The organism is Erwinia sp. E_sp_B01_1 (genome assembly GCF_036865545.1).
Taxonomy (GTDB): Bacteria; Pseudomonadota; Gammaproteobacteria; order Enterobacterales; family Enterobacteriaceae; genus Erwinia.
Genome location: NZ_CP142208.1, coordinates 2,630,496 through 2,646,493 on the forward strand (window position 1 = coordinate 2,630,496; position 15,998 = coordinate 2,646,493).

Sequence of the window (15,998 nt, forward strand, 5' to 3'; positions counted from 1 at the left end):
ATAAACCATATTTACGCCTCTAAGATTTGCCTGAACTCTCATATTTCACTCACCCGAAAATTGTGCCTGACGGACCAGCGGAAGTAATTCATCCATTTTTTTCTCCACGGCCAGCCTGCCGGCTTCGATAGCTTCTCCGGCACGGTGAAAATCCAGAGTAGAAATTTGAGGGCAAAAAGGCTGAATTAATACATCGGGCGGATCTCCCGCCATACGATTGCGTTTGAGTCGGTTTTCCAGCACCTGGATGGAGGTGGACATGATTTCCATAGCACCAGGCGTCTGATTGATTTTGCGTTGGGCAACGCTTGAGAGACGCTGTCGGAGCTTGCCACGCCAGGTCGTTGAGGCTGCTATTTTCTCATCTTCAGTCTGTGGCGTTACAGACAAAAGGTCTTGCTGCATCAGATGGGCATCGTGCTGCAGGTCAACAGCAATCACAATATCGGCCCCCAGCGCGCGGGTCAGCGAGATGGGGACCGGATTAACCACGGCCCCATCCACCAGCCAGTAGCCATTATAGGCAACCGGAGCCAGCAGGCCTGGCATGCTGCAGGAGGCACGCACTGCTCTGTGCAGATCGCCCTCTGTCAGCCAGAGTTCACGCCCGGTGCTGAGATTGGTCGCCACGGCGCCAAAAGGCAGACTGCACTCTTCAATATGCTGGTGTTTAACCAACTGACGAACATGATTGAATACACGTTCGCCTCTTAGCAATCCCCCACGCCGCCAGGAGAAGTCCATCAGGCGGATAACGTCCCAGTAGCTGAATGAACGCACCCAGGTTTCAAGGACAGGCATACGCTGGCTGGCATAAGCGGCACCGACCAGTGCCCCTACAGAGCACCCCGCTACCACATCCACTTTGATCCCAGCTCTTTCCAGCGCTGCGATAACACCAATATGCGCCCATCCCTTGGCGGCACCCGACCCCAGTGCCAGTCCAATTTTAACCTGTCTCATTCAACCTCTGGCGTTAACTTAACTAACAAATGGCATCATCGTTGCTGCTCGGTTACCATGACGCCCAAAATTTTTCGGTCTTATCACTCTCTGGAGTTTACGTGTCAGAACATTGCCCATGCTGTAGCGGAATGGAGTATAGCGTATGTTGTCAGCCCTATCTAAAAGGGTTGGCTATACCTGCTTCACCGGAAGCCCTGATGCGTTCGCGATATACCGCTTATGCGACCCAGGATGCAGAGTACCTTGTTGCGACCTGGCATCCAACCTGTGATGCCCAACGTTTTCATGCCAGCCTTGTGGAAAGCTTCAAAAGCACAACCTGGCTCAGTTTACAGATTATTGCGGCAGAAAAAACCGGAGATAAATCTGAAGGCTTCGTGACTTTTTTTGCTCGTTTCTCTGAAAATCAGCACGAAAGCTTTATTCATGAGCGTTCCCGCTTTCTTAAGGAAGAACAACGCTGGTATTATATTGACGGAATCTACCCTGAGACAGGGCGTAATGACCGTTGCCCATGCGGCTCCGGCAAAAAATTCAAGAAATGCTGCGGCCAGTAAAGTCGCTCACCTTAAAGAATTGCTTCGACAGGTAAACCACTGCAATGCAACCGCAAACACTGCAACGAAAAGTATTACGGACCATCTGCCCCGATGCCAAAGGTCTGATCGCCAAAATCACCAACATTTGTTACAAGCACGAACTCAACATTGTGCAGAACAATGAGTTTGTCGATCACCGCACCGGCCGGTTCTTTATGCGTACCGAGCTTGAAGGGATTTTCAACGATACCACCCTGCTGGCCGATCTGGACAGCGCGCTTCCTTCAGGTTCGCTGCGGGAGTTACACCCGGCCGGCCGTCGCCGTATCGTTATTCTGGTGACTAAAGAAGCCCATTGCCTGGGCGATTTGCTGATGAAAAGCACCTACGGTGGTCTGGATGTTGAAATCGCAGCGGTGATTGGTAATCACGAAACGCTTCGCACTCTGGTTGAGCGTTTTGATATCCCGTTCATTCTGGTAAGCCATGAAGGGTTGACCCGTGAAGAGCATGACAACAACATGGCCGCTGAGATCGACAGCTATCAGCCTGATTATGTTGTGCTGGCTAAATATATGCGTGTTCTTACCCCTGGATTCGTTCAGCGCTATCCGAACCAGATTATCAATATTCACCACTCATTCCTGCCGGCCTTTATTGGCGCCCGCCCTTATCACCAGGCCTATGAGCGCGGTGTGAAGATCATTGGTGCGACTGCGCATTATGTGAATGATAATCTGGATGAAGGCCCGATCATTATGCAGGACGTGATTCATGTTGATCACACCTACACTGCAGAAGATATGATGCGTGCCGGTCGTGACGTGGAAAAAAATGCCCTCAGCCGTGCGCTTTATCAGGTGCTGGCGCAACGGGTATTTGTTTACGGTAACCGCACAATTATTTTGTGAGTCAACGGGCTGCCGTTTTGATTAGCAAAACAGCAGCCCGGATAAAAAAGCGGCAAACGATCGTTTTTCGCTGATACCGGGCTTTACAGCCTCATGACATTTGATATGATGCGCCCCGCTTACAGGCACAGCAGCAAGGCCGGTGTCTGAAGTAAAGTAATGAGTAACCCCAGTGGTGGGGTTCCCGAGTGGCCAAAGGGATCAGACTGTAAATCTGCCGTCATCGACTTCGAAGGTTCGAATCCTTCCCCCACCACCATTCTCATTTGCACCCCGGTTCAGCATTCAGAGTAACGATTTTCATATTCCCCACGGGGAAAGATGAAAAGCTTCGACTTCGGAAGTTTGACCTCAGTAATACGCTTCCCCAATGGTGGGGTTCCCGAGTGGCCAAAGGGATCAGACTGTAAATCTGCCGTCATCGACTTCGAAGGTTCGAATCCTTCCCCCACCACCATTTCAGACTTACTCCCCCTGTTCGTTTTTTTGCACTCATCGGCATGTTCCCCATGGGGAAGGATGAGAAGCTTCGACCTCGAAGGTTTGACCCGCAGGGTGAGTCGCAAAGCGACGAAAAATCCTTCCCCCACCACCATTCTCATTTGCATCCCGGTTCAGCATTCAGAGTAACGATTTTCAAATTCCCCACGGGGAAGGATGAGAAGCTTCGACCTCGAAGGTTTGACCCGCAGGGTGAGTCGCAAAGCGACGAAAAATCCTTCTTTTTCCGCTATTGGATCTGCCACCACCATTTCAGACTTACTCCCCCTGTTCAGTTTTTTGCACTCATCGGCATGTTCCAATTAATTTTACCTCCCTGACTCATATTTCCCCCCAGCCGTTTATTTGCTACCATTCCGGACACTTTTCTTCCGTTTTATGGTCAGTACAATGAAATTTGTTTCTTTTAATATCAATGGGCTACGCGCCCGTCCGCATCAGCTTGAAGCCATCATTGAGCAGCATCAGCCTGATGTGATTGGCCTGCAGGAAACAAAAGTCCACGACGATATGTTTCCTCTGGAAGAGGTGGCAAAGCTGGGTTACCACGTTTTTTACCACGGGCAGAAAGGTCATTATGGCGTTGCCCTACTGACCAAAGCTCAACCAGTCGTGGTACGCCGTGGTTTTCCGGGTGACGATGAAGAAGCACAACGCCGCCTGATCATGGCGGACATCCCCACTCCGATGGGCATGCTGACGGTCATCAACGGCTATTTCCCTCAGGGAGAAAGCCGCGACCACCCCACCAAATTCCCGGCTAAAGAGAAATTTTATCGCGACCTGCAAAGCTATCTGGAGCAGGAGCACAAGCCAGAGAATCCGGTACTGATCATGGGAGATGTGAACATCAGTTCTACGGACCTGGATATCGGGATCGGTGAAGACAGCCGCAAACGTTGGCTGCGTACCGGTAAATGCTCATTCCTGCCTGAAGAGCGTGAGTGGATGGATCGCCTGATGGGCTGGGGACTGATTGATACCTGGCGCGCGCAAAACACGGCGGTGAACGATCGATTTTCCTGGTTTGACTACCGTTCAAAAGGATTTGATGATAACCGGGGGCTGCGTATTGACCTGGTGCTGGCCAGCAAGCCGCTGGCTGAACGCTGTGTGGCAACCGGCATCGATTACGAAATTCGTGGCATGGAGAAGCCTTCTGACCATGCGCCAGTCTGGGCTGAATTCTCTTTCTGAAAATCGGATTGAAGATTGCCGAATGACTTCTGTTCACCGCACCAGAAACATCAGTACCTGGCGCGGTGTGACAGTTTTGACCAGGTTACCCTGTACGATGCTGATTGAACGGCTTTTTGGCCGGGTTACCCTGTCTGACGCTGATTGAACGGCTTTTTAACCGGGTTACCCTGTCTGACGCTGAATGAACGGCTTATCAGGTTACTTCACCGTTTTCCAGATAAGCGTATTGGTGCCCCACGATTTTTCATCGCGCGCGCATTGCAACAACACGCCTTCCATCCTGACAACCGATCCTTCGGTGTAGCTACGGTTCTGATAAGTACAGCAGGTCTGGCAGGGAGCCTGCCGATTTTGTCCCTGTGTCCAGACCTCTGGCGGCAGATCGACTACAACATCCGTATTTGACCCGCTGGTATTGCCATTGCCATTGCCATAATCGTTATCGTGCCCGGAGCCATTATGGTTTCCGCCATGACTGCCGTGGCCCGTGCTCAGATCCCAGCCCTCTCCTGCGGCCAGCACTGGGCTGCTCAGCAGTAAAGCGCCCACCAGCATTATTGCGCCTGATAGTTTCATCACTCAGTTTCCTTTGCTTTTGCCGCCTTACGGCGCGGCTTCTTTTTTGTTTCAGCCGCCGGAAGTCCACGGAAAGCATGAGCAGCAGGCTGCTGCCGTGCCTGATAAATCAGATTATGCAGCGTCTCCACTAAAGGCTGCATAAAGTCCTGATAGCGGCACTGCTTTTCACTGATTTTGGTCAGCGTGGATTCCCATTGAGCGGTCATATCGGGACGCGCGGCCATTTCTGGCAGCGAGTGGATCAGCGCCCGCCCGGCCGGACTTGAGTGAATATAGCGCCCTTTTTTAAATAAAAAGGCGCGTCTGAACAGCAATTCAATAATCCCGGCGCGCGTGGCTTCTGTCCCTAAACCATCGGTCGCACGCAGCACTTTCTTTAGATCTTTATCCTGAACAAAACGTGCAATGCCGGTCATAGCCGATAACAGAGTGGCGTCCGTAAAGGGTCTCGGGGGCTGAGTCTGCTTTTCAACAACCTCGCCACGCTCGCACAGCAACTCATCCCCTTTGGCTACCACCGGCAATGGCGTACCGTCGTTCTCCTCATCACGCTCTTTACTGCCCAGCAGCGCACGCCAGCCAGCTTCCGCCAGAAAACGGGCTTTTGCGACGAATTTGCCGCCGGCGATATCCAGTTCGATCACGCATTTGCGGTAAACCGCGTCAGGACAGAACTGCATCAGATACTGAGTGGCAATCAGGCGATAAATAATATTTTCATTTTCAGTGAGCCTGACCTGGCTACTGCGGGCGGTAGGCACGATGGCGTGGTGCGCATCCACCTTTTTGTCATCCCAGCAGCGGTTACGGCGATCGCTGTCGAAATCCGCTGGCGGGCTGAGATCGGGTTGATGGGCACTGATGGCATTAAGCACCGCATGACGACCGGCAAAGTGCTCATCGGGCAGATAACGGCTGTCAGAACGGGGATAGGTAATCAGCTTGTGGGTTTCATACAATTTCTGACAGGTATCCAGTACGTTCTGAGCGCTCAGCCCAAAGCGCTTACCTGCTTCGATCTGCAGGCTTGAAAGCGAAAACGGCAGCGGAGCCGTATCATTTTCCCGCTTATCGTTATAACTGCTGACCAGAGCGGGCTGTCCACCGATGCGGGCCACCACATGGTCTGCCAGTGGACGGTGCAGCAAACGCCCCTCCTCATCCTGATAAGGCTCGCAGGAATCACTGGGCTGCCAGAGCGCGACAAAACGCTCATCTTTTGGCGTAACAATGTGCGCCTTCACTTCGAAGAAGTCTTTGGCTACGAAGTTTTCAATCTCCTCGTCGCGCCGTACCACCAGGCCCAGCACTGGCGTCTGCACCCTTCCAACTGAAAGCACGCCATCATACCCGGCATTACGCCCAAGTAAGGTGTAAGCCCGGGTCATGTTGATCCCGTACAACCAGTCAGCCCTGGCGCGGGCCAGAGCAGAAACACACAAAGGAATAAACTCTTTGTTCTCACGCAGACGCTCAATCGCCCTTTCCACCGCCTGAGGATTGAGATCGTTTATCAGGCAGCGTTTAACCCTGGCTCGTTTTTCTGATGGCAACGCCATATAGTCCAGCACTTCATCCACCAGCAACTGACCTTCCCGATCCGGGTCACCCGCATGAACCACTTCAGAGGCCTGTGAAAGGAGTCCTTTAATCACATTAAGTTGTTTAGCCACTGAAGGCCGGGGTTGGAGCTGCCATTTTTCAGGCACGATGGGCAAATCTGCCAGCGACCAGCGGGCATACCGGCTGTTATAACTGTCGGGCTGGGCCTGTTCCAGCAGGTGACCCACGCACCAGGTGACCATCTGGTCCTGACCACAGGCAATAAAACCGTCGCCCCGGCGGTGAGGCTTGGGTAAAACATCCGCAATTGCGCGGGCAAGACTTGGTTTTTCGGCAATAAACAGACGCATCCGGCAGTGACTTCCTTCAGGAAACTATTTCAATTAACGCCCACCCGGCGGTTACTGGCGATATGGTAGCGCTTTAGGCAGGCGGGAGTAACCCTTCAGGAAGTTTCGCCAGGCTGTTCGCTCATTATCCCGACAAATTTCAGGGCTGGTCACAACCCTGAAGGCTCAGGAAAGATTTGTCACTCAGAAATAACTGACAAAGGGAGCGGTTTCTGGCGGAATCAGCGTGGTGGAGGATTTTAATTGCGGCGTGCCAAGGTAGAGGAAACCAACGATGACATCCTGCTCACGGCAGTCAAAGGCTTCACGGACCGCAGCATGTTCTGTCCAGGCGCCGCTGCGCCAGATACCATTAAACCCCTGAGCCAGGGCAGCCATTTGCATGGACATCACCGCACATCCTGCGGAGACGACCTGCTCCCAGTGAGGCACTTTATGATGCTCTTCGCAATGCGCAACAACGGTAATGATCATCGGGGCCCGGAAGGGAGACTGCTTTGCCTTCTCAATCGCTTTCTCTTCCATACGATCGTCACGGGCCGCTTTTTCCAGCAAGGCACTGAAGCGCTCACGCCCTTCGTTCTCAATGATTTTGAAACGCCACGGCTGTAAAGTGCCATGATCGGGCGCACGCATACCGGCCCGGATGATATTTTCCAGCGCCTCTCCAGCCGGGGCTGGCTCACTCAAACGGGATGCTGAACGGCGATTGACCACTAAATCCAGTGCGTCCATAACTACCTCCTGATAATGATTTTCATTTAGCTGAAACTAGCACAGGATGATGATTTGTTACAGCATTCCGCTTTTTCCTGCTGACAATCTGCCCCTTGCTATTTAGGATGTCACCATCCCAACCCGGTTTGAGCCGGTCAGCCTTCTGGCAACGCCCCTGTACCAGGGGTATTTATCGCGAATATGGAGATAATATGCGCACTTTGTGGCGATTTATCGCTGGTTTTTTTAAATGGACCTGGCGACTGCTGAATTTCGTCCGGGAATTTATTCTCAACCTCTTTTTAGTGGTATTGCTCCTGATTTGTGTCGGGATCTATTTCCAGTTCAGCTCCTCTTCCAGACCAGTGGAGCCGCAAAAAGGTGCTTTGATTGTCGATCTCAGCGGCGTGGTGGTCGATAAACCTTCCGTGAGTAACAAGCTCAGTAAAATTGGTCGCCAGTTGTTGGGTGCCAGCAGCGACAGACTGAAAGAAAACTCGCTGTTTGATGTGGTGGATGCGATTCGCCAGGCTAAGGGCGATGCCAATATCACGGGTATGGTGCTTGATCTGCGTGACTTTGCCGGTGCCGATCAGCCATCGTTGCAGTACATCGGTAAAGCGTTACGTGAGTTCCGTGACAGTGGTAAACAAATTTACGCCACCGGTGACAGCTACAGTCAGGCGCAATATTACCTTGCCAGCTTCGCCAATAAAATTTACCTCTCTCCACAGGGAACCGTAGATATCCACGGCTTCGCGACCAATGGTCTCTACTACAAGTCTCTGCTTGATAAACTGAAAGTCAGTTCTCATGTGTTCCGTGTGGGAACCTACAAATCCGCAGTGGAACCTTTCCTGCGCGATGACATGTCTCCTGCAGCACGCGATGCTGACAGCCGCTGGATCGGTGAGCTATGGCAGAATTACCTCAATACGCTTGCAGCTAACCGTCAAATCACCCCTCAACAGGTTTTCCCTGGCGCTCAGGGCGTGCTGGATGGCCTGCAGAAAGTCGGTGGTGATACGGCGGTCTATGCCAGAGATAACAAACTTGTCGATGAGCTGGCTTCCCGCTCGCTGGTTGATCAGCAGATGACCAAAGTTTTCGGCTGGGATGAGCAGGCGAAAGACTTTAAAGGCACCAGCATTTACGATTATCAGGTGAAGGAAAATGGCTCGCCAGACGGCAATATTGCTGTGGTGATGGCCAACGGTGCGATCATGGACGGCGATGAAACGCCGGGAAGTGTGGGTGGCGATACCACGGCGATGGAGATTCGCCAGGCACGGCTGGATCCTAAGATCAAAGCTATTGTGCTGCGGGTGAACAGTCCTGGAGGCAGCGTTACGGCTTCAGAGACTATCCGGGAAGAGCTGGCCGCCGCCAAAGAAGCGGGCAAGCCTGTGGTGGTTTCTATGGGCGGGATGGCAGCATCCGGCGGCTACTGGATTTCTACACCGGCAAACTACATCATTGCCAGCCCCAATACGCTGACCGGCTCAATCGGTATCTTTGGGGTGATTAACACCGTGGAGAATACTCTTGACTCCATCGGTGTACACACTGATGGCGTGGCGACTTCCCCCTTAGCCGATGTTGCCACAACCAAGGCGCTGCCTCCTGAAGTGCAGCAAATGATGCAGTTAAGCATTGAAAACGGCTATAAAAACTTCCTGGGCCTGGTGGCGAAGTCCCGTAACAAAACCCCGGAGCAGATTAATGAGATTGCTCAGGGCCACGTCTGGACCGGCAGCGATGCTAAAGCCAATGGCCTGGTCGATGCGATCGGCGACTTTGACGATGCAGTGGCTAAAGCCGCTGAACTCGCCAAACTCAAGCACTGGCAGTTGAGCTGGTATCAGGACGATCCAAACTTTGTTGACATGCTCTTCAGTCAGATGGATGTTTCTGCGCGTGCTGCGCTGCCAGAAGCGCTGAAAGCGTATCTGCCGGCTCCAATGTATGACGTGATGGCTTCCATGAGAAACCAGCCGGGTCTGTTTGATAACCTCAACGATCCGCAGAATCGCTATGCAATGTGCCTGACCTGTGCGCAGGTAAAATAAAACGTCCGGCCCGGCCTCCTGGCCGGGCTGCTTTTCCCCCTTTTTAACCTTATACTTCGCCTTTTTGGCAAGCCTGAGTGAGTTCATGCAAAAGAAATCCATCTACGTTGCCTATACGGGCGGTACCATTGGCATGCAGCGTTCCGACCAGGGATTTATTCCTGTTTCCGGGCATCTGCAGCAACAGCTGGCTAACATGCCAGAGTTTCATCGTGCCGAAATGCCCGATTTTACTATTCATGAATACCAGCCGCTGATCGACTCTTCAGATATGACGCCGCTGGACTGGCAATCGATTGCGGATGATATCCGCCAGAATTATGACCAGTATGATGGCTTTGTTATCCTGCACGGTACGGATACCATGGCGTTTACCGCTTCGGCGCTCTCCTTTATGCTGGAGAACCTGGCTAAGCCGGTAATTGTGACAGGGTCACAAATCCCGCTTGAGCAATTACGCTCCGATGGACAGCAGAATCTCTTAAATGCGTTGTTCGTAGCGGCAAATTACCCCATTAACGAAGTGGCGTTGTTCTTTAACAACACGCTTTATCGCGGTAACCGTACCACCAAGGCACACGCTGACGGCTTCAATGCATTTGCTTCGCCTAATCTGGCCCCGCTGCTTGAAGCTGGCATTCATATACGTCGCCTGAATACGCCACCCGCACCCGGTGGTCAGGGTGAGTTAATCGTCCATCCCATCACGCCACAGCCTGTGGGTGTGGTAACGATCTATCCTGGCATCTCTGCTGATGTGGTCAGTAACTTCCTGCTTCAGCCGGTAAAAGCTTTAATTCTGCGTTCATATGGCGTGGGCAATGCCCCGCAAAACCCGGCGTTTCTCAGGGAGCTGAAAGAGGCCTCAGCCCGGGGGATTGTGGTAATAAATCTGACTCAGTGTATGTCCGGCAAAGTGAATATGGGCGGCTATGCCACCGGCAATGCGCTGGCCCTTGCCGGAGTCATCAGCGGATACGATCTTACGGTAGAAGCTACCCTGACTAAGCTGCATTTTCTGCTCAGTCAGGATCTGTCCAGTGATGAAGTGAGACGGCTGATGCAGGTTAACCTGCGCGGTGAACTGACCCCTGATGAGAAGTGATAACCGATGATGGCAACTCAACAGGCATTGCTGCTGGTTGATCTACAAAATGACTTTTGTGCCGGGGGCGCACTGGCGGTGCATAAGGGTGATGAGGTTATCGCCATTGCTAACCAGTATGCTGCCGAATTTACTCAACGGCATCAGCCTGTGATTGCCACGCTGGACTGGCATCCTGCCGATCATGGCAGCTTTGCCACCGTAGCCGGTCACTCTCCGTGGACTGAAGGGGAACTGGCCGGATTGCCGCAGGTCTGGTGGCCCGATCATTGTATTCAGCACAGTCATGGCGCCGCACTCCACCCGCTGCTTGAACAAAGTTTCATCACGGAGCGGATTTGCAAGGGGCAAAACCCGCAGATGGACAGTTACAGTGGATTTTTTGATAACGGCCATCGCAATAAAACCGCTCTTGATGCGGTGCTGAAAGCCAGCAATATTACGGCGCTGACGGTGATGGGGCTGGCTACCGATTATTGCGTGAAGTATACCGTTCTGGATGCGCTGGCGCTGGGCTACACCGTAACGGTTATTACTGCCGGTTGCAGGGCAGTAAATCTTTCGCCAGGAGATGCGGATCGGGCTTTGAGTGAAATGGCCGCCCGTGGGGCTGTCATTCTCTGAGCGGATACTGAATGACTCAACTTGATAACAAGTCCAGATAAGATCGGGGGCCTGACAGGGCCCCTCAGATAATATTATTCCTGCAGGAATAATTTATTGCAGTTTGATGCGTGTGACGCTGTCATCACTGATGCCAAATTCTTCCTTCAGTTGGCGTTTGCTTTTCATGACCATTTCGCCCCCCTTGCCCACACTCATGTGCTGGGGATTATCATTGTGACGGGCCTGCCAGAGCATCACCAGTTGCAGGCTGTTCTCTTTCTGCTCAGCGGTTAACGCCACACCGTCACCCCACTTCCCGGTTTCAACCGCCGTCACAAGGCGCTGATAGACTTCAGGGGTCATGGAAGCGATCATCTCATCAAGCTCCATAACGACTATCCCTTAATGTTGTTGCCTTCGTCGTCTGCGAAGTTTAACGAGGCAGAGTTAACACAGTACCGCTCACCCGTGGGCTGCGGGCCATCAGGGAAAACATGACCAAGATGCGCATCGCAGTTGCCGCAGCGGATTTCAATGCGCTGCATGCCGTGTGACTCATCTTCAATATAGCGAATGGCATCTTCCTGATAAGGCTGATAAAAACTCGGCCATCCGCAACCGGAGTCATATTTTGTTTCCGATAAAAATAGCGCAGAATTGCACACCAGGCAGCGATAGATTCCTTCGCCTTTGTTGTGCAGGAGTTTGCCTGAGAATGGCGGTTCGGTGCCACGCTGTTGCGTAACATACCGCTGCATCTCGCTCATGTCGCTTTCTGGGGTAAATTCGTTCGGTTCTTTGGCCATTTTGCTGTTCTCTGGCAGTGTGATTCTAAAAATATCGGCTAGTATTCTAACAAATACTTAACAACGACAGGGGATTTTTTCGTCTCAGGCGAAGTCTGAAAGTGATCTGAAGATGAAAATGTGACTCAGATCACCCTTTGATTTCGTCACCCCTTTATATTCGGGCAAGGTGACCCAAGATCAAGGTTGAGTGGCGCTTCCGGATGAGGCTTTTGGGTGAATAATTCCTGCTGTTTGGATTGATTTGCCGCAACTATTGAAGCGATTCCGCTTGACGCCTGGTAAGGTTTTTGTAATTTTACAGCCAACCTTTTATTCACTAACAACAGCTGGTGGAATATATGACTATCAAAGTAGGTATCAACGGTTTTGGCCGTATCGGTCGCATCGTTTTCCGTGCTGCTCAGCAGCGTTCTGATGTAGAAATCGTTGCTATCAACGATCTGCTGGACGCAGAGTACATGGCTTACATGCTGAAATATGACTCTACTCATGGTCGCTTCGACGGCACCGTAGAAGTTAAAGACGGCCATCTGGTTGTTAACGGCAAAACCATCCGTGTTACCGCTGAAAGAGATCCGGCAAACCTGAAATGGGGCGAAATCGGTGTTGATGTGGTTGCTGAAGCAACCGGTATCTTCCTGACCGACGAAACCGCTCGTAAACACATTCAGGCTGGCGCGAAGAAAGTCGTTCTGACCGGTCCATCGAAAGATGACACCCCAATGTTCGTGATGGGCGTTAACCACAAGTCTTACGCTGGCCAGGATATCGTTTCTAACGCTTCCTGCACCACTAACTGCCTGGCACCACTGGCTAAAGTGATCAACGACCAGTTCGGTATCGTTGAAGCGCTGATGACCACTGTGCACGCCACTACCGCTACTCAGAAAACCGTTGATGGCCCGTCTCACAAAGACTGGCGCGGCGGCCGCGGCGCATCTCAGAACATCATCCCTTCTTCTACCGGCGCTGCTAAAGCAGTAGGTAAAGTTATCCCTGAGCTGAACGGTAAACTGACTGGTATGGCGTTCCGCGTTCCTACCCCTAACGTTTCCGTGGTTGACCTGACTGCACGTCTGGCTAAGCCTGCTTCTTACAAAGAAATTTGTGCGGCAATCAAGGCTGCTGCTGAAGGCGAAATGAAAGGCGTTCTGGGTTACACCGAAGACGAAGTGGTTTCTACCGATTTCAACGGCGAAACTCTGACTTCAATCTTCGATGCCAAAGCCGGTATCGCACTGAGCGACACTTTTGTGAAACTGGTTTCCTGGTACGATAACGAAACTGGTTACTCCAACAAGGTCCTGGACCTGATTGCTCACATCGCAAAATAAGCGGCGTGAACGAATGATGAGGGCGACTTAGGTCGCCCTTTTTTTCGCTTGAACACAGGTCATATTATGAACGAAAAAATATTTTCTTTACCCGTGATTGCTCAGCTCACCCCGTATATCTCTCAGCGCAAAACAGGCGATCTTCCGGTGGTGGTGATTGTGCATCCGAAAGTCCGGGCAGCAGTGACGTTGCAGGGTGCTCACCTGATTGCATGGCAACCCGCCGGAGAGCAACCGGTTATCTGGCTGAGTGAAAAAACAGCCTGGGCACCGGGTAAAGCGATTCGTGGCGGAGTTCCCATCTGCTGGCCCTGGTTCGGGCCTGCTGGTGAACCGGCACATGGATTTGCCCGTAGCCTCCCCTGGACGCTGTCAGCGCACGATGAGAATGACGAAAGCGTAATGCTGACGCTGGTGCTGGAAAGCAATGAGCAGACCAAAAAGTTGTGGCCCCATGACTTCACCTTGTTTGCCCGTTTCCGTTTTGCAGACCGTTGCGAAATCGAACTGGAAGCGCATGGTGACTTTGAGTCTACTGCCGCCCTGCACAGCTATTTCTGCGTAGAAGACATCTCAGACGTGGAAGTCAGTGGGTTGGGGAGCCGTTTTATCGATAAAGTGAACAAGGGGGTGGAGGGCCACTCTGACTCTGGTAAGCAAACTTATCCAGACCGTATCGATCGTATTTATACGCAGCCAGAAGATTGCAGCATCATTCATGATAAGTCGGGCAAACGGACGATTGAAGTTTATCATCACCATCATAGTGACGTTGTCACCTGGAATCCGGGTCCAGAACTCTCCTGCAGCATGGGAGATATGGCTAACGAAGGGTATAAAACGATGGTCTGTGTGGAAACAGCGCATATTTCATCCCCGATGATCAGCGCAGGCGAATCGCCTTCCCGCCTGGCGACTACTCTTCGGATCAGAAAGAATTAACCTCAGAGGGGCGTTGACCATTGCCCCTGTATTTCAGACCACATCCAGCGCCACTTTTTCAGTCGGCGGCGGGAAGGACTGGTTAATCATCGCCCGTTCCTCACTGCTCAGCACCACTTCCAGTGCAGCGGCATTCTCCGTCACATGCTGAACAGAGCTGGCTTTGGGGATGGCGATTACGCCCTCTTCGCGAATAACCCAGGCCAGCAGAAGCTGGGCCACGGTGATGCCCTTTTGCTGTGCAATTTTTCTTAAAACCGGGTGTTCCATTAAGTCACGACGAAGCCGGCCTGCCTGTGCCAGCGGGCAATATGCCATAACAGGGATGTGTCGTTGCTGACAATCTGGCAGGAGATCGTATTCAATTCCCCGGGAAGCAAGATGATAAAGAACCTGGTTTGCCGCACAGGCATTACCGCCCTCTTCAGACAGCAACTCCATCAAATCTTCACTGTCAAAATTGGATACGCCCCACTGCCTGATCTTGCCGTCACGCCTCAGAGTTTCCATTGCCCGAATCGTCTCTTCCAGGGGGACATTTCCACGCCAGTGCAGCAGATAAAGATCCAGGTAATCAGTTCTCAGGCGACGTAAACTTCGTTCACAGGCTGCAATGGCATCTGGCGATCCAGCATTCCATGGATAAACTTTGGAAACCAGCCAGGCACTCTCCCTTCTTCCCAGCAGAGCTTCGCCCACGACTTCTTCAGCACCGCCTTCGGCATACATCTCGGCAGTGTCAATCAGCTTCAGGCCCTGATCCAGGCCTGACTGAAGTGCCTCCACTTCCTGTTTGCGCAGGCCGGCATTTTCGCCCATATACCAGGTGCCCTGACCTATCGCTGGCAGAGTGATATTGTCGGAAAATTTTATTGTTTTTGACATGAAGACCTCGCACTGTTTTGGAGCCCTGTAATCATGCAAAAGGGCGCAAAGCGCCCTTGTCCAGTGCATAACCGTCGGGTCAGAAGGTGTAGCTGATTCCGGTCCAGATCGTAACCTGAGAGTTGTTATCCACCATCGGGCTGTCCTTTACTTCACTGCTGAGACGGGTGTAACGTCCAGAGAGGGTCGCATTCCAGCTCTGATTAATGGCATAAGCGGCAGTCAGCTCCAGATAAGGGTTCCAGCTTCCGTCCGCTTCATAACTACCCAGCCCGCTGCGGCGTGATTCGCTTTTGGAAACACCGTAGTAGTAGTCATTCTGATTATCGCTGCTGTACATCGCACCGATACCCGGCGTCAGGCTCAGATCGCCAAGCTGGAAGCGATAAAGATAGGTGAGATCCCAGATAAAGCCATCGCTGTTATCCAGCATGTCACCCGCCAGCACGGTACGGACGATCCCCCAGTCTGCCGTATGACGATAGCTGAGGCCACCCATCATGGTCATATGACGCTTATCCAGCGCTTTCAGGCGCTTGTCTTTAGTGTCATCCGGATCAAAGTTCTGAGGCGAACCAAGGACAGTCAGTGAGAGTTGATTCTGAGGATCTTTCCACAAATAGTAGCCTGCTGTAAGGCTGCGAACATAAAAGCTGTCACCCTCATAATTAACAATCGGGAAAGGATAATAACGGCCTTCCCCGCCTTTATAAGGGCTTTGACTGTAGATAACCGAAGCGCCCAGAGTTAAAGGGTTAGCCTGAGCAACGGTGGCAGCAAAACTACAAGGCAAAAGCACAGCAAGCGCGGTAAGTTTGAAACAGTTCACAATTTATTCATTCCATAAATATAACAATCAGGTGGCTAGTCTACAGCAGAGTCACCGTGGGTTAAAAAGTTTACATCCTTTGTAGCACGTAGA

At 52.0% G+C, this 15,998-nt stretch carries 16 protein-coding genes, 2 tRNA genes and 2 other RNA genes; 12 read left to right on the forward strand and 8 right to left on the reverse strand.

Features of this window, described 5'->3' with window-relative positions:
• Positions 1-45: 45 nt before the first annotated feature.
• Positions 46-963, reverse strand: a complete 918-nt coding sequence (gene rssA, locus VRC33_RS12440) for a patatin-like phospholipase RssA (RefSeq protein ID WP_338556258.1) — start codon at positions 961-963, stop codon at positions 46-48.
• 101 nt (positions 964-1,064) lie between these two features.
• Between rssA and VRC33_RS12445 the strand changes: the two genes are divergently transcribed.
• From VRC33_RS12445 to xthA, 7 genes are all read left to right on the forward strand, one after another.
• Complete coding sequence (locus tag VRC33_RS12445; RefSeq protein ID WP_338564285.1) at positions 1,065-1,523, forward strand: YchJ family protein; 459 nt, start codon at positions 1,065-1,067, stop codon at positions 1,521-1,523.
• Positions 1,524-1,567: 44 nt separating this feature from the next.
• Positions 1,568-2,416, forward strand: a complete 849-nt coding sequence (gene purU, locus VRC33_RS12450; protein ID WP_338556260.1) for a formyltetrahydrofolate deformylase — start codon at positions 1,568-1,570, stop codon at positions 2,414-2,416.
• 174 nt (positions 2,417-2,590) lie between these two features.
• Positions 2,591-2,675, forward strand: a tRNA-Tyr gene (locus VRC33_RS12455).
• A 113-nt stretch (positions 2,676-2,788) separates the two neighbouring features.
• Positions 2,789-2,873 (forward strand) — tRNA-Tyr (locus VRC33_RS12460).
• Positions 2,874-2,914: 41 nt separating this feature from the next.
• Positions 2,915-3,011: non-coding RNA, RtT sRNA (locus VRC33_RS12465), on the forward strand.
• 41 nt (positions 3,012-3,052) lie between these two features.
• Positions 3,053-3,149, forward strand: a non-coding RNA gene (locus tag VRC33_RS12470) — RtT sRNA.
• Positions 3,150-3,307: 158 nt separating this feature from the next.
• Complete coding sequence (gene xthA, locus VRC33_RS12475; RefSeq protein WP_338556262.1) at positions 3,308-4,114, forward strand: exodeoxyribonuclease III; 807 nt, start codon at positions 3,308-3,310, stop codon at positions 4,112-4,114.
• Positions 4,115-4,315: 201 nt separating this feature from the next.
• Here the strand turns inward: xthA and VRC33_RS12480 are convergent, their stop codons facing one another.
• From VRC33_RS12480 to VRC33_RS12490, 3 genes are all read right to left on the reverse strand, one after another.
• Entirely contained in the window at positions 4,316-4,693 is a 378-nt protein-coding gene (locus VRC33_RS12480; RefSeq protein WP_338564286.1) for a DUF1496 domain-containing protein, read from the reverse strand.
• Positions 4,693-6,609, reverse strand: a complete 1,917-nt coding sequence (locus VRC33_RS12485; RefSeq protein WP_338556264.1) for a DNA topoisomerase III — start codon at positions 6,607-6,609, stop codon at positions 4,693-4,695. The genes VRC33_RS12480 and VRC33_RS12485 overlap by 1 nt, the downstream gene beginning before the upstream one ends.
• A 183-nt stretch (positions 6,610-6,792) precedes the next feature.
• Entirely contained in the window at positions 6,793-7,344 is a 552-nt protein-coding gene (locus tag VRC33_RS12490) for an NAD(P)H nitroreductase (RefSeq protein WP_338556266.1), read from the reverse strand.
• A gap of 194 nt (positions 7,345-7,538) precedes the next feature.
• Between VRC33_RS12490 and sppA the strand changes: the two genes are divergently transcribed.
• The 3 genes from sppA to pncA all read left to right on the forward strand — a co-directional run bounded on the left by sppA (position 7,539) and on the right by pncA (position 11,124).
• Complete coding sequence (sppA, locus tag VRC33_RS12495) at positions 7,539-9,395, forward strand: signal peptide peptidase SppA (RefSeq protein WP_338556268.1); 1,857 nt, start codon at positions 7,539-7,541, stop codon at positions 9,393-9,395.
• An 85-nt stretch (positions 9,396-9,480) separates the two neighbouring features.
• Positions 9,481-10,500 carry an asparaginase gene (gene ansA / locus VRC33_RS12500; protein ID WP_338556270.1) on the forward strand — a complete coding sequence of 340 codons (1,020 nt, stop codon included), beginning with the start codon at positions 9,481-9,483 and terminating at the stop codon, positions 10,498-10,500.
• Positions 10,501-10,509: 9 nt separating this feature from the next.
• Positions 10,510-11,124, forward strand: coding sequence for a bifunctional nicotinamidase/pyrazinamidase (gene pncA / locus VRC33_RS12505; protein ID WP_338564287.1), 615 nt, complete (start codon positions 10,510-10,512; stop codon positions 11,122-11,124).
• A gap of 93 nt (positions 11,125-11,217) precedes the next feature.
• Here pncA and VRC33_RS12510 read toward each other — a convergent pair whose 3' ends face one another.
• Entirely contained in the window at positions 11,218-11,496 is a 279-nt protein-coding gene (locus VRC33_RS12510) for a DUF1315 family protein (protein ID WP_338556272.1), read from the reverse strand.
• 5 nt (positions 11,497-11,501) lie between these two features.
• Positions 11,502-11,912 (reverse strand): peptide-methionine (R)-S-oxide reductase MsrB, encoded by a 411-nt coding sequence (gene msrB / locus VRC33_RS12515; protein ID WP_338556274.1) that lies wholly within the window; start codon positions 11,910-11,912, stop codon positions 11,502-11,504.
• Positions 11,913-12,253: 341 nt separating this feature from the next.
• Here msrB and gapA point away from each other — a divergent pair, with 341 nt between their 5' ends.
• Positions 12,254-13,249, forward strand: coding sequence for a glyceraldehyde-3-phosphate dehydrogenase (gene gapA, locus VRC33_RS12520; protein WP_338556276.1), 996 nt, complete (start codon positions 12,254-12,256; stop codon positions 13,247-13,249).
• Positions 13,250-13,315: 66 nt separating this feature from the next.
• Positions 13,316-14,191: a D-hexose-6-phosphate mutarotase gene (locus VRC33_RS12525; RefSeq protein WP_338556278.1), complete on the forward strand. Its 876-nt coding sequence runs from the start codon at positions 13,316-13,318 to the stop codon at positions 14,189-14,191.
• 33 nt (positions 14,192-14,224) lie between these two features.
• On the opposite strand, the gene VRC33_RS12530 is transcribed toward VRC33_RS12525, so the two are convergent.
• A complete protein-coding gene (locus VRC33_RS12530; RefSeq protein ID WP_338556280.1) occupies positions 14,225-15,076 on the reverse strand; it encodes an aldo/keto reductase in 852 nt (283 codons plus the stop codon).
• Between the two features lie 79 nt (positions 15,077-15,155).
• Entirely contained in the window at positions 15,156-15,905 is a 750-nt protein-coding gene (locus VRC33_RS12535) for a MipA/OmpV family protein (protein ID WP_338556282.1), read from the reverse strand.
• Positions 15,906-15,998: the final 93 nt, after the last annotated feature.